Source organism: Pseudomonas sp. MF6776 (assembly GCF_016613125.1).
Lineage (GTDB): Bacteria > Pseudomonadota > Gammaproteobacteria > Pseudomonadales > Pseudomonadaceae > Aquipseudomonas > Aquipseudomonas iridis.
In genome coordinates this window covers 146,141-162,728 of record NZ_JAENSQ010000013.1, presented here as the reverse complement: position 1 = coordinate 162,728, position 16,588 = coordinate 146,141, and the positions used below count along the sequence as shown (strand labels likewise).

General features: G+C 57.7%; 19 protein-coding genes and 3 pseudogenes. 16 read left to right on the top strand and 6 right to left on the bottom strand.

The genetic code is table 11. From position 1 onward, the window contains the following. Positions 1-15: 15 nt before the first annotated feature. From JJD74_RS17015 to JJD74_RS17000, 4 genes are read left to right on the top strand one after another with little or no spacing between them, the layout of a single operon-like run. Positions 16-1,953 (top strand): TonB-dependent receptor plug domain-containing protein, encoded by a 1,938-nt coding sequence (locus JJD74_RS17015; RefSeq protein WP_200616002.1) that lies wholly within the window; start codon positions 16-18, stop codon positions 1,951-1,953. Further along, on the top strand, positions 1,953-2,312 hold the full coding sequence (locus JJD74_RS17010) for a (2Fe-2S) ferredoxin domain-containing protein (protein WP_042558861.1): 360 nt from the start codon (positions 1,953-1,955) through the stop codon (positions 2,310-2,312). Before JJD74_RS17015 ends, JJD74_RS17010 begins: the two co-directional genes overlap by 1 nt. Continuing rightward, a complete protein-coding gene (locus JJD74_RS17005; protein WP_200615998.1) occupies positions 2,309-3,235 on the top strand; it encodes an ABC transporter substrate-binding protein in 927 nt (308 codons plus the stop codon). Before JJD74_RS17010 ends, JJD74_RS17005 begins: the two co-directional genes overlap by 4 nt. Positions 3,236-3,283: 48 nt before the next feature. Further along, the gene (locus JJD74_RS17000) at positions 3,284-3,499 is read left to right on the top strand and encodes a PLDc N-terminal domain-containing protein (RefSeq protein ID WP_042558859.1); all 216 of its coding nucleotides are present in this window, start codon (positions 3,284-3,286) and stop codon (positions 3,497-3,499) included. Here the strand turns inward: JJD74_RS17000 and JJD74_RS30840 are convergent. Then, positions 3,496-3,637 (bottom strand): annotated as a pseudogene (locus tag JJD74_RS30840) (DNA methylase); the annotation flags it as partial. The gene JJD74_RS17000 and the pseudogene JJD74_RS30840 sit on opposite strands and share 4 nt — an antisense overlap. A 45-nt stretch (positions 3,638-3,682) precedes the next feature. Here JJD74_RS30840 and JJD74_RS16995 point away from each other — a divergent pair. The 5 genes from JJD74_RS16995 (at position 3,683) to JJD74_RS16975 (ending at position 6,515) form a co-directional block, all read left to right on the top strand. Then, positions 3,683-4,060 (top strand): low affinity iron permease family protein, encoded by a 378-nt coding sequence (locus JJD74_RS16995; RefSeq protein WP_115146884.1) that lies wholly within the window; start codon positions 3,683-3,685, stop codon positions 4,058-4,060. Positions 4,061-4,405: 345 nt separating this feature from the next. Then, positions 4,406-4,978: an AAA family ATPase gene (locus tag JJD74_RS16990; RefSeq protein WP_200615992.1), complete on the top strand. Its 573-nt coding sequence runs from the start codon at positions 4,406-4,408 to the stop codon at positions 4,976-4,978. A 193-nt stretch (positions 4,979-5,171) separates the two neighbouring features. Next, on the top strand, positions 5,172-5,657 hold the full coding sequence (locus JJD74_RS16985) for a GNAT family N-acetyltransferase (RefSeq protein ID WP_042558855.1): 486 nt from the start codon (positions 5,172-5,174) through the stop codon (positions 5,655-5,657). A gap of 41 nt (positions 5,658-5,698) precedes the next feature. Then, complete coding sequence (locus tag JJD74_RS16980; RefSeq protein WP_080896098.1) at positions 5,699-6,082, top strand: hypothetical protein; 384 nt, start codon at positions 5,699-5,701, stop codon at positions 6,080-6,082. Between the two features lie 274 nt (positions 6,083-6,356). Continuing rightward, on the top strand, positions 6,357-6,515 hold the full coding sequence (locus JJD74_RS16975) for a DUF2986 domain-containing protein (RefSeq protein ID WP_115146881.1): 159 nt from the start codon (positions 6,357-6,359) through the stop codon (positions 6,513-6,515). A gap of 18 nt (positions 6,516-6,533) precedes the next feature. On the opposite strand, the pseudogene JJD74_RS16970 reads toward JJD74_RS16975, so the two are convergent. From JJD74_RS16970 to JJD74_RS16955, 5 genes and pseudogenes are all read right to left on the bottom strand, one after another. Further along, positions 6,534-6,650, bottom strand: a pseudogene (locus JJD74_RS16970) (zinc-binding dehydrogenase); the annotation flags it as partial. A 48-nt stretch (positions 6,651-6,698) separates the two neighbouring features. Next, positions 6,699-6,860 (bottom strand): annotated as a pseudogene (locus JJD74_RS30835) (TetR/AcrR family transcriptional regulator); the annotation flags it as partial. Positions 6,861-7,025: 165 nt separating this feature from the next. Next, positions 7,026-8,054, bottom strand: a complete 1,029-nt coding sequence (locus JJD74_RS16965; RefSeq protein WP_042558853.1) for an alpha/beta hydrolase — start codon at positions 8,052-8,054, stop codon at positions 7,026-7,028. Between the two features lie 25 nt (positions 8,055-8,079). Beyond that, positions 8,080-8,529, bottom strand: a complete 450-nt coding sequence (locus tag JJD74_RS16960) for a cyclophilin-like fold protein (protein WP_042558852.1) — start codon at positions 8,527-8,529, stop codon at positions 8,080-8,082. Positions 8,530-8,556: 27 nt separating this feature from the next. Continuing rightward, positions 8,557-9,744, bottom strand: coding sequence for an MFS transporter (locus JJD74_RS16955; RefSeq protein WP_042558851.1), 1,188 nt, complete (start codon positions 9,742-9,744; stop codon positions 8,557-8,559). 127 nt (positions 9,745-9,871) lie between these two features. On the opposite strand from JJD74_RS16955, the gene JJD74_RS16950 reads away from it, so the two are divergent. The 7 genes from JJD74_RS16950 to JJD74_RS16920 all read left to right on the top strand — a co-directional run bounded on the left by JJD74_RS16950 (position 9,872) and on the right by JJD74_RS16920 (position 16,529). Next, on the top strand, positions 9,872-10,765 hold the full coding sequence (locus JJD74_RS16950; RefSeq protein ID WP_042558850.1) for a LysR family transcriptional regulator: 894 nt from the start codon (positions 9,872-9,874) through the stop codon (positions 10,763-10,765). A gap of 471 nt (positions 10,766-11,236) precedes the next feature. After that, positions 11,237-11,752, top strand: a complete 516-nt coding sequence (locus JJD74_RS16945) for a sigma-70 family RNA polymerase sigma factor (protein ID WP_150605014.1) — start codon at positions 11,237-11,239, stop codon at positions 11,750-11,752. Next, positions 11,739-12,719, top strand: coding sequence for a FecR domain-containing protein (locus tag JJD74_RS16940; protein ID WP_200615986.1), 981 nt, complete (start codon positions 11,739-11,741; stop codon positions 12,717-12,719). The genes JJD74_RS16945 and JJD74_RS16940 overlap by 14 nt, the downstream gene beginning before the upstream one ends. A gap of 118 nt (positions 12,720-12,837) precedes the next feature. Beyond that, complete coding sequence (locus JJD74_RS16935) at positions 12,838-15,228, top strand: TonB-dependent siderophore receptor (protein ID WP_200615982.1); 2,391 nt, start codon at positions 12,838-12,840, stop codon at positions 15,226-15,228. A 151-nt stretch (positions 15,229-15,379) separates the two neighbouring features. Then, positions 15,380-15,694, top strand: a complete 315-nt coding sequence (locus JJD74_RS16930) for a hypothetical protein (RefSeq protein ID WP_200615979.1) — start codon at positions 15,380-15,382, stop codon at positions 15,692-15,694. Between the two features lie 68 nt (positions 15,695-15,762). Beyond that, complete coding sequence (locus JJD74_RS16925) at positions 15,763-15,981, top strand: hypothetical protein (RefSeq protein WP_200615976.1); 219 nt, start codon at positions 15,763-15,765, stop codon at positions 15,979-15,981. 89 nt (positions 15,982-16,070) lie between these two features. Next, a complete protein-coding gene (locus tag JJD74_RS16920) occupies positions 16,071-16,529 on the top strand; it encodes a metallophosphoesterase family protein (RefSeq protein ID WP_200615972.1) in 459 nt (152 codons plus the stop codon). Positions 16,530-16,588 lie beyond the last annotated feature (59 nt).

Genomic DNA, 16,588 nt, shown 5'->3' with positions numbered 1-16,588 from the left:
CTTTTCGAGAAGACAATGATTCGACCTTTCAACTCCTCTGCTCCATCCCTGCTATTCGGTTGCCTGTTCAGTCCGCTGCTGCTGGCCGACGAAGCGCCTCTGGAACTCAATCAGCAAATCATTTCCGCACCGTCGGTGGAGTCCACGACCGTCGCCGACATGGCGCATTACGGCAGCAAAGTGGACATCGTCAGCCGCGAACAGATCGAGCGCGCCGGCCCCGGAGCGGATGTCAGCCGCGTCATGCAGATGTTCATTCCCGGCCTCTATGTCGCCCCGAAAAACGGCCCGTTCGACTACGGCACTTATTCCCTGTTGGGCGGGCGCAACGACGATACGCTGATCCTGCTCGACGGCGTGCGCCTGAACAACCGCTTGTACGGCGGCTTGTACCTGGACACCTTGCCGGCGAACGCCATCGAACGCATCGAAGTGCTCAAGGGTGGGCAGAGTCTGTTGTTCGGCACGCAAGCGGTGTCGGGGGTGATCAACATCGTCACTCGCTCGCCACAGCGTCGAAAGGCCTCGGGCGAGGTGAACATGGGCCTCGATACCTTCGGCGGCACCACTGGCGATGCCCGGGTCGAGAACATCTTCAGCAACGGTTTCGGCGATCTGGGCTTGCTGGCGTATGTCAGCCACAACGTCTCCGACGGTTACCAGCCGTTTCGCAACCGCGACATGAAAAACGTCACCGAGAAAAAACGCGCCTATGAAGTCACCACGTTCGGTGGCAAGGCGATTCAGTCGTTCGGCGACGACTCGCGGCTGGAACTGTTCTACCAATACGCCGACGCCAACCTCGATTTCGCCCGTCCGGTCGGCAACCACAAAACCACCAACGACCGCGTGCAACAGATCGCCACAGCGACCTTCGAGCAAAACCTCAATGAGCGTCTGAGCTACTTCGTCAAAGGCCATGTCAACGATTGGGACACGCGCTACACACGCATCAATAACGTCGAGGGCGGCGCCACCAGAGTCATCAACCGCAACGACTACTGGGGCTTCACCGATTGGGGCATACAGGCCGAAGGCAAAGCTGAATCGTCCGACGGTCATGTGCTGGTGTTTGGCACCGACAACCAGTGGTTCAAGGGCCAGGACGATGTCCTGATCATCGACAACGACAAGGCCGAAGCCCACGCGATTTACACCCAGTTGCGTCCGCGAATCGACGCCCTGCCCGACTGGCACCCGAGCATCGGCGTTCGCCACGAAGCCATGGGTGGCGGCGACAGCGCCACGGTCGGCATGCTCACTTCGCTCTACGATCTCAACGACAACTGGGCCGTGCGCGGTCAGTACGGCAGCGCCTACAAACTGCCGAACGCCGAACAATTGTTGGTCAACGAACCGGGCGACGAGATCGGCAACCGCAACCTCAAACCTGAAAAAAGCCGCAACGCCGAACTGGGACTCGACTACAAGGGGCTGCTGCTTGATCGCGCGTTCAGCGCCAGCGTCACCGTGTTCAAACGCAAAATCGACGACCTGATCACCCTCGACGATAGTCGCTGGGTCAACGGCGAGGGCCAGGTGCGCATGCGCGGTTTCGAGGCCGACGCGAAACTGGCGCTCAACGCGCAATGGAGCCTGCAAGCAGACATGACCCGCAACCTCACCGAATCGCGCAGCGGCGTGACCATCAATGACATCCCGAGCTTCTTCGCCCGTTCACGCATAGGCTTCGAGTCGGAAAACCGTCTGTGGGGTGCCGGCGGTGCGATCCGCTATATCCGCGATGTAACCAGCTCGAAACAGGTCGAGTACGGTCACTATTCAGTGATCGATGCCGACGCTTATCGCTACCTCGACAATGCCCGTCAACACCGCGTCAGTCTGCTGGTAGAGAACCTGTTCGACCGCGATTACGTCACCAGCCGTGCCAGCAACGTCGACAACCTCGGACGGCCGTTCACCTCAGAAGTACGCTACACGTACCGCTTCTGATGGCTGAATTCAAAACGGTCGACGGCGTCGACACGCACCCGGACTGGTCGCACGTTCCCGAACATGCGCGCCACGTGTTCCTCTGCACCGGCCCGCGCTGCACCCAGCGCGGCGCCTTGCAGTTATGGAAAACCCTGCGCCGGCACCTGCTGGCGCACGACCGCATCGAAACCCCGGGCGGCGTGTTACTGACACGCACGCATTGTCAGTTCCCGTGCAATCTGGGGCCGATTCTGACGGTGTATCCCGAGACCTGCTGGTATGGCGCGCACAGCGACGCCGACGTGCAACGGCTGGTCGAGGTGCACCTGGTCGGTGGTGAGGTGGTCGAGGATTTGCTGATCAAGGAGCGCTCATGAGAACACTTGGGTTATGCCTGACGGCCCTGCTTTGCACGGCACCGGCACTCGCTGACGATTATCGAAACTGCGGCGAAACCTGGAGCGCTGCACAATTGCCGCCATCGCGCATCGTCGCACTCAATCAACACGCGGCTGATCTTCTGATCGCCCTGGATGCAGGGCCGAGTCTGGTTGGCGTCGCCTATCTGGACGACACCCATGCCGGGGATCGAAAGACCGAGTACGCAGGCGTTCCGGTGATCGCGCCGCGCTACCCATCCAGCGAAGTGCTGTACGCGCAGAAACCGGATCTGGTGGTCGGCGGCTTTGCCACGGCGTTCGGCGACGGCGTCACTTCACGCTCGGGTCTGGCGCGCAACGCCGTCGCTTCCTATTTACTGGAGTCGGCCTGTGCGGGGCATTCGCTGGATTATTTCGGGCATGTGCGCAATGACCTGCTGACCCTCGGTGCGCTGCTGCACAAACAGCCAAAAGCGCAGCAACTGAGCGCCGCCATGGATGCCGATCTGGCACGCGCCCGCGCACTGATCGGCAGCGAAAAGCCGCTGTCGGTGTTCTATCTGGACAGCGAGGTCAACGGTCTGGATTCAGAGGGCGGACGCGGTTTCGTGACCACCCTGCTCGCTGCTGCCGGGGGGCGCAATCTATTCGCCGACATCAACCAGTATCGCGTGACGATAGATCGCGAGACCCTGCTGATCAGCGATCCCGACGTCATCTTGCTGGCCGATGCCGAGTGGTCGCCGGCCTGGCGCAAACGTCAGCTGCTAGAGAATGATCCGGTGTTATCGCGCTTGCGCGCCGTGCGTGAGCATCGCCTGATCGACATCCGCTTCACTCACCTGCTGCCGACGGTGGGCAGCGGCCGTGTCGCACTTCACCTGGCGCAGCAACTCAAGGCGCTGCAGAAAAATAAATGAACCCGCCGAACCTCAAGCCACCTAAGAAAGACCATCAGGAGGTAGCCAATGCATATCGAAACCGTGTGGATCGTACTGGCGGCAGTTCTTCTATTGATAGAACTGTGGGCCATCAATCGGGTGCGTAAGAGTGAGGGGAAATCGAACAACAAGGGAGTCTGGATTGTGTTGATCGTGTTTGTGCCGTTGTTCGGGCTGATCGCCTGGGCAATCGCGGGTCCTAAACACATAAGCCCGAGCACGGCCGCGCGTCCTGGCCGTTAATCAAAAAGTACCGGCCCTGCTTCACGCCTGAAAATCTCGACGGTCTTGGGACCGATCCCGCCAAATTGCGCCAGGCGTTTCTCGAACGCCTGGCGCGTCGGCACTGGCTGCCACGATACGGCAGACCTTCCCCGCAAAATGGCCAAGGCCTACGCCTTACCTATCTCAAGAGCTTGCACAAATATGAAATTCGCGTCTTTCTGCCAGGCCCTGTCCAATTGGGCCGGCAGCTCCAAAACCTTTATCGCCGCCATTGTTCTGATCATCATCTGGGCGCTCACCGGCCCCTTCTTTCATTACAACGACACCTGGCAACTGATCATCAACACCTCGACCACGATTATCACGTTTCTGATGGTGTTCCTGATTCAGAACACGCAAAACCGCGACAACGATATCTTGCACCTGAAGATCGACGAACTGATTCGCGCCACCAAGGACGCGCAAAACGCCACGTTGGGGCTGGACAAAATGGGCACACGTGAACTGCGAAAATTGCGCAAGCACTACAGATCGCTCGGTGAAGCCGATGAGATCGACGTCGAGTCGACTGCACAGTAAACACAAGCGGTGATCTGCAATGCTTGCCCGACGTTGTTCATGCAGGGTGCAGAAGGCTTTTCCCCATATTCCTCGCAGACCATTGATCCAGCGCGGTCAAGGGTAGCGTCACGAGTTGGCACAGCTAATGCGCGCCTGGGCCAAGCCAAACTCGATGAACCCGGCGCGCAAATGGAAGCCATGAAGGCGAGCCACAAGAAAGACATGGCGGCCGGCAGTATGGCTGCATAATGCTCTGAAGCTGTTCCGGGCCCGGCATTTTGCCGGGCTTTTTTTTGCGGTCGATGGCCTGCCCCAGGTCTTGGTGGCTTAGAATTGCCGACTTTTGCCGCAAGGGATTTGCATATGCAACGCATCGTCATTCTGGGCAACTCCGGCAGTGGAAAGTCCACCTTGGCCCGGAAAATCGGCCAGCGTCTGGACGTGCCCGTTGTTCACCTTGATCCGCTGTTCTGGGAACCCGGCTGGATCGAACCGGATGACGAGGCTTTCCGTGAGCGGGTACGACAAGCCATCGCCGGTGATGCCTGGGTATGCGAGGGCAATTATTCCCGACGCACCTTCGATCTGCGCCTGCCCCGTGCAGACCTGATTATCTGGCTCGAAACACCGCGCCTGACCTGCCTGCGACGGGTCATCACGCGCAGCGCAATGAACCGGCCACGCCCGGACCTGCCGGCAGGATGCACCGAACGAATGGATAAAGCCTTTCTGGTCCTTCTGAAATATGTCTGGCACTTTGACCGAGTCAATCGCCCAGCCAGCGAGGCCAGGCGAATGGCGATAGCACCGCAGATTCCGGTTGTTCACCTGAGCGGGACGCGGCAGATTTCGGTGTTTGTGGCGGGTCTGAACAGACCTGCACGCACATCTCTTGGTCACAGCATCGAGGGCTCGTCGAAATACCCATGCATTTGAACATTTGCGGGAGGGATGCTTTTTCCGGGCGTCTGCCCAGCGAGGCGGCACTGCTGAAAAAATGTCTGGCAAACATGGCTAGCAAGTATCCAGAATCAGCGCCCGCTGTGGCGTTCGCTTAAGTGATTCGGACATTCGCCACATCCTCGCGCAAGCTCAAGCCATTCAAAACACTTAAGGAACGTTAACCATCATGGACGACACCATCACCTACCGCCTCGCAACCGCTGAAGACGCACTGACCATGTGCGAGTTGGGTCAGTTGCTCAACTCCGTACACCACGCTGCCCGTCCCGATATTTATGCTGCCGCCACCGAAGACTTCTCCCGCGACCTGCCGCACTGGTCGGGCATTTTCGAGAAGGCGGATCAGATAGCTTTTCTCGCGAACGTCGGCGATCAGGCCGCCGCATTCATTACGGCCAGCCTGTCGGCCAGTTCGCCACCGCTGATGCAGCCGCAAAAGGTTGTGCGCATCGGCTCGGTGTGTGTCGCCGAGCGGTTTTCCGGCAAAGGCATTGGTCGGGCGCTGATGCAACTCGTCAGGGATTGGGCGATTGAACATGACGCACAGGATTTGCGCCTGACAGTCTGGCCGTTCAATGAACGTGCGGCGCGCATGTATGCGGAGTTCGGTTTCGAGAAGCGCGCAGTCGAAATGGGCATGCGTCTGGTATGAGCAGGCAACGCCGACTCGTGATGATCGTCCTTGGTTTAGTGGTGTTTTACATTGGACTGTGGGCGGCGTCTCAGTGGTGGGAAAAAGCGTTGGCCATCCCTTACGGCGACGCTGACATCAGCCCCGACGGCTGCGTCCGGGTCCAGGCGTTCAGGCCTTATTGGGTGTTGCCAAACTCCTTTCATCCTCAGTTCCATCCTGACGACCCGCAAGATCTGTCCTGGTTCATCCGTTGGGAGAGCCCGGCGTTTTTCCGCTTATACGATAATCGTGACGGGCAATTGCTCGGTAAGAGCGAGATCTACGACCTGACGGCGCATGGCGCGCCAGTGTCCTGGGGCTCCAGAGGCCACCCTACCGTAATGGTCGGTCTGATCCAGATTGGTGATCTCCCGCCCGACTGCGCGCGTAACCGGCCGTATTGATCGCTCCGCAAATGCAGATGGCAAAACGCGTTTATGCTCACTCGGTTCCGGGTGAGGGCATTGGTTGATGGAAGAAGCGCGCGCCCCGACGATCAAGGCTGTTCGGGTCTTTATTGCGATGTGAGCAATTGATGTTGCCTGCACCCCGGCCATGCGTCAGGATGCCTGCCCTTTTGGGCCAGAGACAGCGACGCTTCCTTATGCGACTCTCTGGCCAATGCGCTCGAGAAGCCCTTCGATCGCCGATATCCAACAGACAAACCGAGTCGTCAACATGAACCGTCAGAAAAAACTGAAGCAGTTGTTCAGGGAAAAAGCCAAAAAGGCCAGCGCGAAACTGGCCCCGAAAAAGGAAAAGTACATCAGCAAGGCTGACCGCCTGAAGATGGCTGAGGAAACTGTAGCCGAGCCAGTCGTTTCGACCGATAGCTGAGGCATAGCCCCAACGGACTCAATCGATCTTGATCACCACCTTGCCGAACGCCCCTTTCGCCAGATGCTCGTACGCTTGGCGGGCTTGCTCGAACGGATACACCTGATCGATAACCGGGCGGATCTTGTGTTCGTTTGATCGCGGCAATCGGCAGCGTTGCCGCTTCTTCGTCGCTCATGTTGGCGGGCGCGCCGACGGCGCTGTCGGGTATTTTTCGCCCAGCGTCTGCAACGTACGCTCGATGCCTTCAGCGAAGGCCGACTTCAAATCGCCCGACTGACGCGCCGTATCACCGCATAACGCCGCCAGGGTGCAAGCCGTGGAGCGCCCATCGCGATGATCCCTGGGTTTTGCACACGATCTGCGCGATTTCGACGTGGTATTGAACAGCCTCGCAGAACAAAAGGCAAAGTCACCATTCAATAGGCGTACTGAAAAGAATGTCACTCGAACTCTCGCGAAAGCCTCAAGATTTTGAGGCTTTCGCGGCAGGCAATCCCTGCGTGTTGGTTACTTCAGATTGTTCTCAAAGAAGGCAGCCAACTTGTCGAAAGGAATTAGATTGACACGATCATAGAGGTCAACATGCCCGGCACCCGGGATGATAACCAGCTCCTTGGGTTGTCCGGCGAGCTTGTAGGCCTCCTCGCTGAACTCCCTTGAGTGCGCATCAGCGCCGGCAATGAACAACATCGGGCGCGGAGAAATCGTCTCGATATCATTGAACGGGTAGAAGTTCATGAACTTGATGTTGCTCGTCAGAGTCGGGTGCGTCGTCAACTCTTTAGAGGAACTGGACGGTGTGTACTCGCCGCGAGGTGTGCGGTAGAAGTCATAGAACTCGCGTTGAATGGGATGAGTGTTTTCATCCAGTTGATGTACCGTGCCGCTGGTGTAAGCGGTTTTACCGCCAGCGAACTCGACATCACGCTGCTGTGCCGCTTGCGCAATGATCGCCTTGCGTTGCTCAAGCGTTTGCGAGTGCTTCAAACCATTGCGATTGGCTGCGCCCATGTCATACATGCTGACCGTTGCGATGGCTTTCATACGCGGGTCGATCTTGGCCGCGCTGATGACGAAACTGCCGCTGCCACAGATGCCGATTGCGCCAATGCGCTCCTTGTTGACGAATGGCTGTGCACCGAGAAAGTCCACCGCCGCACTGAAGTCTTCGGCATAGATATCCGGCGAAACAGCATTGCGCGTACGCCCCTCGCTTTCACCCCAGAACGACAGATCCAGTGACAGAGTCACGAAGCCCTTCTCGGCCATTTTCGTGGCATAGAGGTTAGCGCTCTGCTCCTTGACCGCGCCCATCGGGTGGCCGATAACAATCGCCGGGGTCTTCGATTTTGCGTCGAGGTTTTTCGGGATGAACAGATTCCCCGCCACATTCATTTGATATTGGTTTTTGAAAGTAACCTTCTGCACCGTCACTTTTTCGCTGGTGTAAAAATTATCTGCGCCGTTGGACATATCGGCTCCTGTTGCTGAGAGTGAACTGACAAGAAGCGTTAATAGAACAATGAGCTTTTTCATTGGAATCCCTGTTGATTCGGATTGATCAGTCTTTAGAGAACATCACGCGCACATCCCCTCGCCCTAGCGTCTGAGCCAAGTCAGCGATGTCATCCACACGCCCGACCCGGGTGTAGGCGTACGTTGAGTTAAACGTTGAATAAAAAACCACCAGCGTATCCGCGCCATACAACATCAAGTCACCGCTGTGGATTGTTCCTGGTTTGCTCGCGTTGGCAGGTAAAGTTTCTGGAAGGCTGGCGTGCTTCTCATTGCCGTTGAGATCACTCATCTCGATTGTTAACGGCAGTAGCCTGGCAAACGCGCCAGCGGCGGCGTTGTCGGCCAAAGTGATGGCGAAGCGTTGTTCCCCAACTGTCATCCACATGCGAGATCTCTCCGGTTTTAAAGACGCCGACGCGGCATCACCTACAGCGACGTAACCGCCCAGCACGAGCATTGCAGACAGCAATCCAAGCCAGCGAAGTGCTCTCATTGCCCATCTCCCGTAAAGTTGTATGTCTCAAGCGGATTGCGATATTGGGGAGCGTGATGTCAGCAACGTCACGAATGCGGCAAGCAGCAGCACGCCTGCGCTAAACACGAAAGTGCTCTGATAGCCGCCATGATCGAAAAGCAGCCCGCCGATGTTTGAGCCCAGGGCGATGGCCAGTTGAATCACCGCCACCATCAAACCTCCCCCGGCCTCGGCATTGTTGGGTAAGGCCTGCGCGATCCAGCTCCACCATCCGACTGGCGCCGCGGTGGCCAACAACCCCCAAAAGCCAAGTAGTGCGGCAACGACTACGACCGAGGCGCCAAACGGAATCAGTGCCAAAGCAATCAACGCCATCAGCACCGGTATGGCTATCAATGTCCGGAAGAGGCCGCGTTTTAAAAACCGCCCAATGATCAGAGTGCCGATAAAGCCTGCTACTCCGATCACCAACAGGATCAGCGACAGTGTGGATACATCGACACGCGTCACCGTTTCGAGGAAAGGTCGCAGGTAGGTAAACAGGGCGAACTGCCCCATGAAAAAGGCGCCGCACCCGGCCATGCCGATCGCGACAGATCGATTCTTCAACAGCTTCAAGGCATTGCCCGTTCCCGACGTGCGCGGCGCTACCTTCATGGTCGGCAGGCTGATCCACAGCCAGATGAAGGCAATCGTCGCTACCGGCACCAGACAAAAAAACGCGCCGCGCCAACCGATGATCGAGCCCAGATAGCTGCCCAGCGGTGCGGCGATCACGGTAGCCAACGCATTGCCGCCATTGAAGATGGCCAAGGCTTGGGGCACCTGCGAGGCGGGTACCAGTCGCATCGCGGTCGCAGCGGACATCGACCAAAAACCACCAATGACCACACCGATCAAGGCACGACCGACCATGTAAGTCAGATAGTCAGGGGCCAGTGCGACGATCGCGCCGGAAGCGGCCATCAATGCTGCCAATGCCATCAGCAAAATCTTGCGGTTGAGGGTCCCGGCCATCCAGGAGAGGGTCAGGCTGCTTAAAACGGCAAATGCTCCGGAGATCGCAATGCCCTGCCCGACCGTCCCTTGCGTCACCTGAAGATCATCGGCCATCGGCGTCAGCAGACTGACCGGCATGAACTCCGATGCGATCAGCGCAAAGACACAAAGCGTCATTGCAAAGACGCCGCTCCAATGAGCAGGCGCATTCTGGGGAGCGGAGACAGCGACCATTGGGGCCTCATTAGCATTCATATTCATGCCGACAATGGTGACGAGTGAACGCGAGCGCGACTAGCTAATGAATACTTAACAAGGTTATAAGCTCAGCTAATCAATCGACTGTGACGGCGTTTACAAAATGGTCAGAAGAAATCTCAACGATCTGCTGTCGTTCGTAACGGTGGCGCGCGAAGGCAGTTTTACGCGCGCGGCAGGCGTACTGGGCGTCACGCAGTCTGCCCTGAGTCAGGCCGTCAGCGGTCTGGAAGCACGTCTGCAAATCAGGTTGTTGACGCGAACCACACGCAGCGTTTCGCCGACCGCTGCCGGCGAAAGGCTGTTGCAGGCGATCGGCCACCGCTTCGATGAAATCGAAACGGAACTGGATATCCTGACGGACCTGCGCGACAAGCCGGCCGGCACGGTACGCATCACCTGCGGTGATCACGTTTTGCGGACAACACTCCTTCCAAAACTCACCGCATTGCTACACGAATACCCCGATATCAATGTCGAATTCGACGTCAATTACGGGTTCAGAGACATCGTGGCGGATCGTTTTGATGCGGGTGTGCGTCTTGGGGATACCATCGACAAAGACATGGTCGCCGTTCCGATAGGGCCGCCCTTACGCATGGCCGTCGTAGCCTCGCCAGCGTACTTCACCGCGCACGAGCGCCCGAAAAATCCACGAGATCTGATGAACCACAACTGCATCAATCAGCGTATGCAGACATCAGGCGGGCTCTATGTGTGGGATTTCGAGCGGCGCGGTAAACAAGTGAACGTGCGCGTAGACGGCCAGCTCATTTTCAACACGTCCACCCACATCGTCTATGCCGCTTTGGCCGGGCTGGGCATTGCCTACCTCCCCGAAGAGGAGTTTGAACCGCATCTTCAGGAAGGCCGGCTCGTGCGGGTTCTGGAAGACTGGTGCTTACCATTTTCTGGATATTACTTGTACTACCCCAACCGTCGGCAACCTTCGCCTGCATTTACATTGGTTGCGAATGCGCTGCGCGAAGGGGTTTAGTGGGGGCCGGCTTGTTGTCTTAACCCGGATCAGGAGGTCGTGTTTAACAGCAATTGCACCACTGTCTTAAAAGACACTCCGCGTTACGCCATCAAGGCTACAAAACCTTGCGCCGTTGCCTACAACTACACCAGAATCCGCCGGCTTGTGCGCCTGGAGGGCCGCCGGTAACTTGGTCCGCGTCACTGATTCCCAGTGATCGGGTTTAGTAGCCCGTGGTAAATGAAAGTGCACAAGCGTCCCTCAGACAGGTATTTGCATACCTGCATTTGATGGCGGCTGTGCGCAGGGTGCCCTCGGGCGCGCCGGCTTTCTTCTTTTCCCCGGTCTACTAACCTGCGTACAGCTGCCACCCCCTACAGAAAGATAGCGTTCGCCCAAGAGCAGACACTGAGCCCCACGTATTTACCTAAGGCCTATCGCGTGAGTAGAATGCGATTAATTATCAATCATGTACTTGCTGGGATTCCAATGCGCAGCGACGAAACACTAGGTACTGCAGATCTAGGGCTGCTCTATCGCACCCACCACTCGTGGTTGCACGGCTGGCTGATCCGACGCATTGGATGTCGCGATAACGCAGCAGATTTGGCGCAGGACACTTTCGTACGTCTGCTCAAATCCCGTCAGTCCAGCCCCTTGCGCGAACCACGCGCCTATCTGAGCAGTATCGCCCGCGGACTGATGATTGATCAGTACCGTCGTCGCGAACTCGAACGTGCCTACCTGGAAAGCGTCACGTTGCTGCCTCAACACGAGGTTCCCTCGGAAGAAAGCCGGCTGATGATTCTTGATGCGCTCGAGCGCATTGACCGCATGCTCGGTACGCTAAAACCGAGAGTTCGCCAGGCGTTTTTATTTGCCCGACTCGACGGTCTGACCTGCGCGCAAATAGCCGAGAAGCTGGGTGTCTCCCGCGCGACGGTGGAACGCGACCTGGCCACGGCCCTGCAACACTGCTATCGCTTGCGTTATGTCGAGGCGTGAGCCGCAGGCGCTGGATCCGGCGATTGTCGAGCAGGCGATTCAATGGCAGGTGCGCCTTCGCTTCAATCAAGCCGATGAACAAACACAGCGCACTTTCGAGCACTGGCTGCAGGAACGCCCAGAGCATGTGTTGGCGTGGCAGCGTGTGGAAACGCTTGGGGATGAACTCACAGGCGTGCCAGCTCAACTGGCCCGACAAACCCTTGATGGCACCCATCATGGATTGCGCCGGCGGGAAAGCCTGAAGCTACTGGGCATATTGGCGACTGTTGGCACGGCAGCCTGGCTCGGCCGGGACTACACACCCGTACCCGCCATGCTTGCGCAGCAACGCAGCAGCACCGGCGAGCAGCGACGCTTCCAACTCGATGATGGCAGCCTTATCCAGCTCAATAGCGATAGCGCCGTCGACAGCGATTTCGACGCCCAGCGACGCCTGCTCATTCTGCGACGCGGTGAAATCATCGTGAATGTCGGCGCAGATCAATACTCGCCTCAAGCGCGACCGTTCTGGGTGCAATCACGGGACGGGATCATGCGCGCTCATAGCTCCCGTTTTCTGGCACGCGAACTTGACGACGGCACTCTGGTCGCGGCTAAGGAAGGATCAGTCACGGTATTCCCCGGTTCCAGTCAAACTTCTGCAAGCCGCAGCGTCCAGGCCGGACATCAACTGCTGTTCACGTCAAATGGCGTCCAAATGTTCAGGGACAAGGGCCTTGATCTATGGAGCTGGGGTGACGGGGTGATCAGTGCGCGCAATATGCGCCTTAGTGATTTCATCGGGGAGTTGTCGCGTTATCGCTCCGGGGTATTGCGCTGCGCCGAAGAGGTCGCTGATCGTCGCGTTTCCGGCACCTTCCAGCTCGCCGACAACGATCAGGTCCTGGCTTTGATCGCGCAGTCACTGCACTTGCACATTGATTATCGAACCCGTTACTGGGTGACCGTGACCGCTGCCACCTGAATCCATCAGAACTTTATATAACCTGAAAAATAATGAGGTGGTTTCTCATTCTCGTTCGACTACTAAGGAAGGCCGGAATACAGGCCAGTCTGCCGATGTCCTTTCTTGGAGCGAGAAAATGAGTTCGTCCCCGGTTTCACAGCGCCATCCATTAAATCGTGCCTTGCACGGTGCGATCCTGGGTTTGATCGTAAGCAGCTACGCATTGCCATCGCTGGCGCAAACGTCGAGCGCTGACCACAGCAATCAAATCAAGCAGTGGAACATCGCTGCGGGCCCACTGGCACCGGCGCTTGATCGTTTCGCGCGCGAGGCTGGCATCAGTCTTTCCTTCGACGCGTCGAGTGTAGTGAACCGCACCACTGCTGGCGTGAATGGCACGCTCGATACGTCGGCAGCGCTGTCATCGTTGCTGCAGGGGAGCGAATTGCAAATCGAACAGCAAGGCCCGAACGCCTACCTGCTGCTCCCTCAGGCAAAGCCCGCCGGCCCGCTGGAGCTGGACGCAACGGACGTCGAGGACTACCGCCTTGCCCCCCTCATCATCAATGCCAAGGTCAGGGTCAGTGCCGACGACGACGCCAACTCGGTGGTCGCCAAGGAGCTCTGGGTTGGCGGCAAGGTGGCAACCAGCATTCTCAATACACCGGCATCGGTGTCGGTTGTTACCAACAAGGAAATGGAGCAACGCAGCGTCAGCACCACGGAAGAGGCGCTGCAATACACGCCGGGCGTGGTCAGTGATTTCTATGGTACGGATGACCGCAACGACTATTTCCAGATCCGGGGCTTTCAGGCCACCACCTACCGCGACGGCTTGACCCTGAGTTCGATGCGCGGCGTACGCGAAGATCCATTCGCTTATGAGCGCATCGAGATTCTGCGTGGCGCCAACTCCACGTTGTTTGGCCCCGCGGACCCCGGCGGTTCGGTGAATTTCGTGACCAAACAGCCGCGCTTCGAGCAGTTTGGCCAAGGCTATGTGACCTACGGTTCGTTTGACCATGTCGAGACCGGCATCGATGTGGGGGATGCGCTGAACGACGAGAAAACCCTGGCTGGCCGCTTTACTGCCAAAGGCCAGAACAGCGACCGCGAGTACGATCACTCACAGGACGACAACCAGTTGTTTATGGGTGGCCTCACCTGGGCACCGACGGATTACACGTCGGCCACGATGATTCTGGACTACCTGAAAACCGAAAGTTCGCCCAACAGCGGCGGTTATCCGCTGGACAAGGAATACGACCGCAGCAAGTTTTATGGTGAGCCCAGCTACAACTTCCACGATGTCGAGCGCACCAGCCTCAGCGGTAACGTCACCCATGACTTCGATAACGGCTTCGTACTGCGCAGCAATCTGCGTTACAGCAAGTTGACCGATGATTTTGGCTACGTTTACCTCAGCGACAGCGCCGCACGTGTCGGTACTACCGTTGACCGCTATATGTTTGGAACGGACAGTGAGGCCGACCAGTTCAACGGCAATCTGATGCTGCAATACGATGCCCAATTCGAGAACATCGACAGCAGCAGCCTGGTGGGCGTGGAGTACCTCGATTCGACCACCAAGGAAAGCTCGATCTACGCCCTGACGACCCCGATTGACATTGCAAACCCCGTGTTTACTGGCGTTTCACGCTCAATCGCGCCGTATGCCGTCAACAAGCGAGACGCGACCACCAAGGCCGTATTCCTGCAGCAGAACCTGTCGTTCTACGAACGTTTCATCGTCACCGGCGGTGTGCGCAACGACTCGATGGACCTGACCAGCAAAGGCTTGCAATCAACTGAGAAAGACACCTTCTCCGAAACCTCCTACCGAGGTGCGTTGACCTATATCGTCAACGATGAGGTGTCCACCTATGTGAGCATGGTGGAATCCGTCTCGCCGCCGCAGGTTGGCGTTACACCGCAGACGGGCAGGCAGTACGAAGTGGGCGTGAAATATGCGCCGATGGGGATGGACGCACTGTTTTCCGCTGCCGTTTATGACCTGACCCAGGAAAACGTCACTATCGCCGTGGTGCTGCCGAGCGGCATCATTGAGCAACAGACGGTAGGCGAGTCGCGGGCGCGTGGCCTCGACCTGGAAGCCAAGGCGCAGGTGACGCAGAACCTCAGCCTGATCGGTGGCTATTCCTATATGGAGTCCGAGGTACTGCGCGGTTCGTTGTACGACGGCAGCTCCCTGAAGGGTAATGAGTTCTCGACGGCACCCAAGCATTCCGCTTCGCTCTGGAGTTATTACGACGTCCCCGCCACTGATGTCAGCGTTGGCTTGGGTGCGCGCTACGTCGGCTCTTATTACTTCGATGCCGCCAACTCCGGCAAAAGCGATGGCACCACGCTGTTCGACGCCGCCTTCAACTACAAGATCGCCAAGGGCACCGACCTTGCGGTGAACGTCAGCAACCTGCTGGATGAACAGCACGTGGTCGGCTCCGGCACAGCGAACTTCTACAACCCGGGTCGCGAGATTACCGCCAAAGTGAGTTACAACTGGTAAGCAGGCGTGTAGGCCTTTTTCCCTTATAGGAAGCGGTGCCCGCTTTACCGCGGGCACCGTCGACTTGGGCTACTAGCAAGCGACCGCATCCCCAAAGCCATTCTGAATTTGCGCTAATGCCTGAAAAATCTCGTCACCAGAGCTTTACAATGTGTCCACCGCGGAAATGGCGAACCGCGCCGTTGAAAAAACCGGCCATAAAACTCTCGATTGGGTCGTAGTGTTCGGTGCTGTCGGATCACAGATCTATATCGCAGACCCGATCAGCCTCCGGAATGAATACAACAATTCTCAAGGTGGGTACCTCGATACCTGTAATCATTTCGCAGGAAGAAAGTCCCTCGGTTATCGCGTCTATACAAACCGCTCTCCGAACAGGGCCGGTGTCGGCACCGGAAGCTGGAAGGTCCTGACTCAATTGCAGGGTAACGCGTCTGAGGTGAGGCGCTGGCTTTCCAATCAGTGAAGGCAATGTGATATCGTGCGCGCGCCCCTGGAGGGGCAATTTTTTATCGCCCACAAGGAACACAACCTGTGAAAGACTTCGTCATCAGCGTCAACAACATCGTCCTCTACGTCTCCCTGGCAGTGATCTGGCTTATGGCTGTGGTCGGGATCTTCACCGCCGGGTTTTGGCAAGGTCTGGGGATTTTCGTAGTCGGCACTCTGGTTTGGTGCATCATTTCCGGCTTCTGGTTTGTCCAGTCCGCGACCTACGAAGAGCTGCGCAAGCTCAACGCTACCAAAGGCTGATGCGCCAGGGCGGCGTCGCTGCCGCCCTACTCTGAACGTTTGCCTTCGCTGACCAAAATCAGCGGTTCAATGCCTGCTACCCTACCCCCATGAAAACCGCCATCATCTCCGACACCCACGGCCTCCTGCGTCCCGAAGCCCTGACCGCCATCCAAGGCTGCGACCTCATCCTCCACGCTGGTGATATCGGCAGTCCCGAAATCCTCGATCAGCTATCCCAAATAGCCCCCGTCCAAGCCGTGCGCGGCAACAATGACCTCAACCTCCCATGGGCTGCCAATATCCCCGACTACCTCAGCCTCGATCTCAACGGCTGGCAAACGCTGTTGATCCACGACATCGCCGACGTCCCTGCCCTCCTCGCCGCCAATACCCGACTCATCATCACCGGCCATTCCCACAAGCCGTTAATCGAATGGCGCGACAACCGCCTGTACCTGAACCCCGGCAGCGCCGGTCGCCGTCGTTTCAAACTCCCCGTGACGCTGGCCCTGCTCGATGTGCGTGCAGGCGCACTGGAACCGCAGCTGATCCACCTCCTGCCCTGAAACTTTTCCGCTCCATCCGGCTCGATCACCTAACCTCATAGACTGTGTGTTCCCTTCGA

What these genes read in the sequence shown, in the direction of transcription:
- JJD74_RS17015 (WP_200616002.1), top strand. Translation starts at nt 16, where the DNA reads ATGATTCGACCTTTCAACTCCTCTGCTCCATCCCTGCTATTCGGTTGC.
- JJD74_RS17010 (WP_042558861.1), top strand. Translation starts at nt 1,953, where the DNA reads ATGGCTGAATTCAAAACGGTCGACGGCGTCGACACGCACCCGGACTGG.
- JJD74_RS17005 (WP_200615998.1), top strand. Translation starts at nt 2,309, where the DNA reads ATGAGAACACTTGGGTTATGCCTGACGGCCCTGCTTTGCACGGCACCG.
- JJD74_RS17000 (WP_042558859.1), top strand. Translation starts at nt 3,284, where the DNA reads ATGCATATCGAAACCGTGTGGATCGTACTGGCGGCAGTTCTTCTATTG.
- JJD74_RS16995 (WP_115146884.1), top strand. Translation starts at nt 3,683, where the DNA reads ATGAAATTCGCGTCTTTCTGCCAGGCCCTGTCCAATTGGGCCGGCAGC.
- JJD74_RS16990 (WP_200615992.1), top strand. Translation starts at nt 4,406, where the DNA reads ATGCAACGCATCGTCATTCTGGGCAACTCCGGCAGTGGAAAGTCCACC.
- JJD74_RS16985 (WP_042558855.1), top strand. Translation starts at nt 5,172, where the DNA reads ATGGACGACACCATCACCTACCGCCTCGCAACCGCTGAAGACGCACTG.
- JJD74_RS16975 (WP_115146881.1), top strand. Translation starts at nt 6,357, where the DNA reads ATGAACCGTCAGAAAAAACTGAAGCAGTTGTTCAGGGAAAAAGCCAAA.
- JJD74_RS16965 (WP_042558853.1), bottom strand. Translation starts at nt 8,054, where the DNA reads ATGAAAAAGCTCATTGTTCTATTAACGCTTCTTGTCAGTTCACTCTCA.
- JJD74_RS16960 (WP_042558852.1), bottom strand. Translation starts at nt 8,529, where the DNA reads ATGAGAGCACTTCGCTGGCTTGGATTGCTGTCTGCAATGCTCGTGCTG.
- JJD74_RS16955 (WP_042558851.1), bottom strand. Translation starts at nt 9,744, where the DNA reads ATGGTCGCTGTCTCCGCTCCCCAGAATGCGCCTGCTCATTGGAGCGGC.
- JJD74_RS16950 (WP_042558850.1), top strand. Translation starts at nt 9,872, where the DNA reads ATGGTCAGAAGAAATCTCAACGATCTGCTGTCGTTCGTAACGGTGGCG.
- JJD74_RS16945 (WP_150605014.1), top strand. Translation starts at nt 11,237, where the DNA reads ATGCGCAGCGACGAAACACTAGGTACTGCAGATCTAGGGCTGCTCTAT.
- JJD74_RS16940 (WP_200615986.1), top strand. Translation starts at nt 11,739, where the DNA reads ATGTCGAGGCGTGAGCCGCAGGCGCTGGATCCGGCGATTGTCGAGCAG.
- JJD74_RS16935 (WP_200615982.1), top strand. Translation starts at nt 12,838, where the DNA reads ATGAGTTCGTCCCCGGTTTCACAGCGCCATCCATTAAATCGTGCCTTG.
- JJD74_RS16920 (WP_200615972.1), top strand. Translation starts at nt 16,071, where the DNA reads ATGAAAACCGCCATCATCTCCGACACCCACGGCCTCCTGCGTCCCGAA.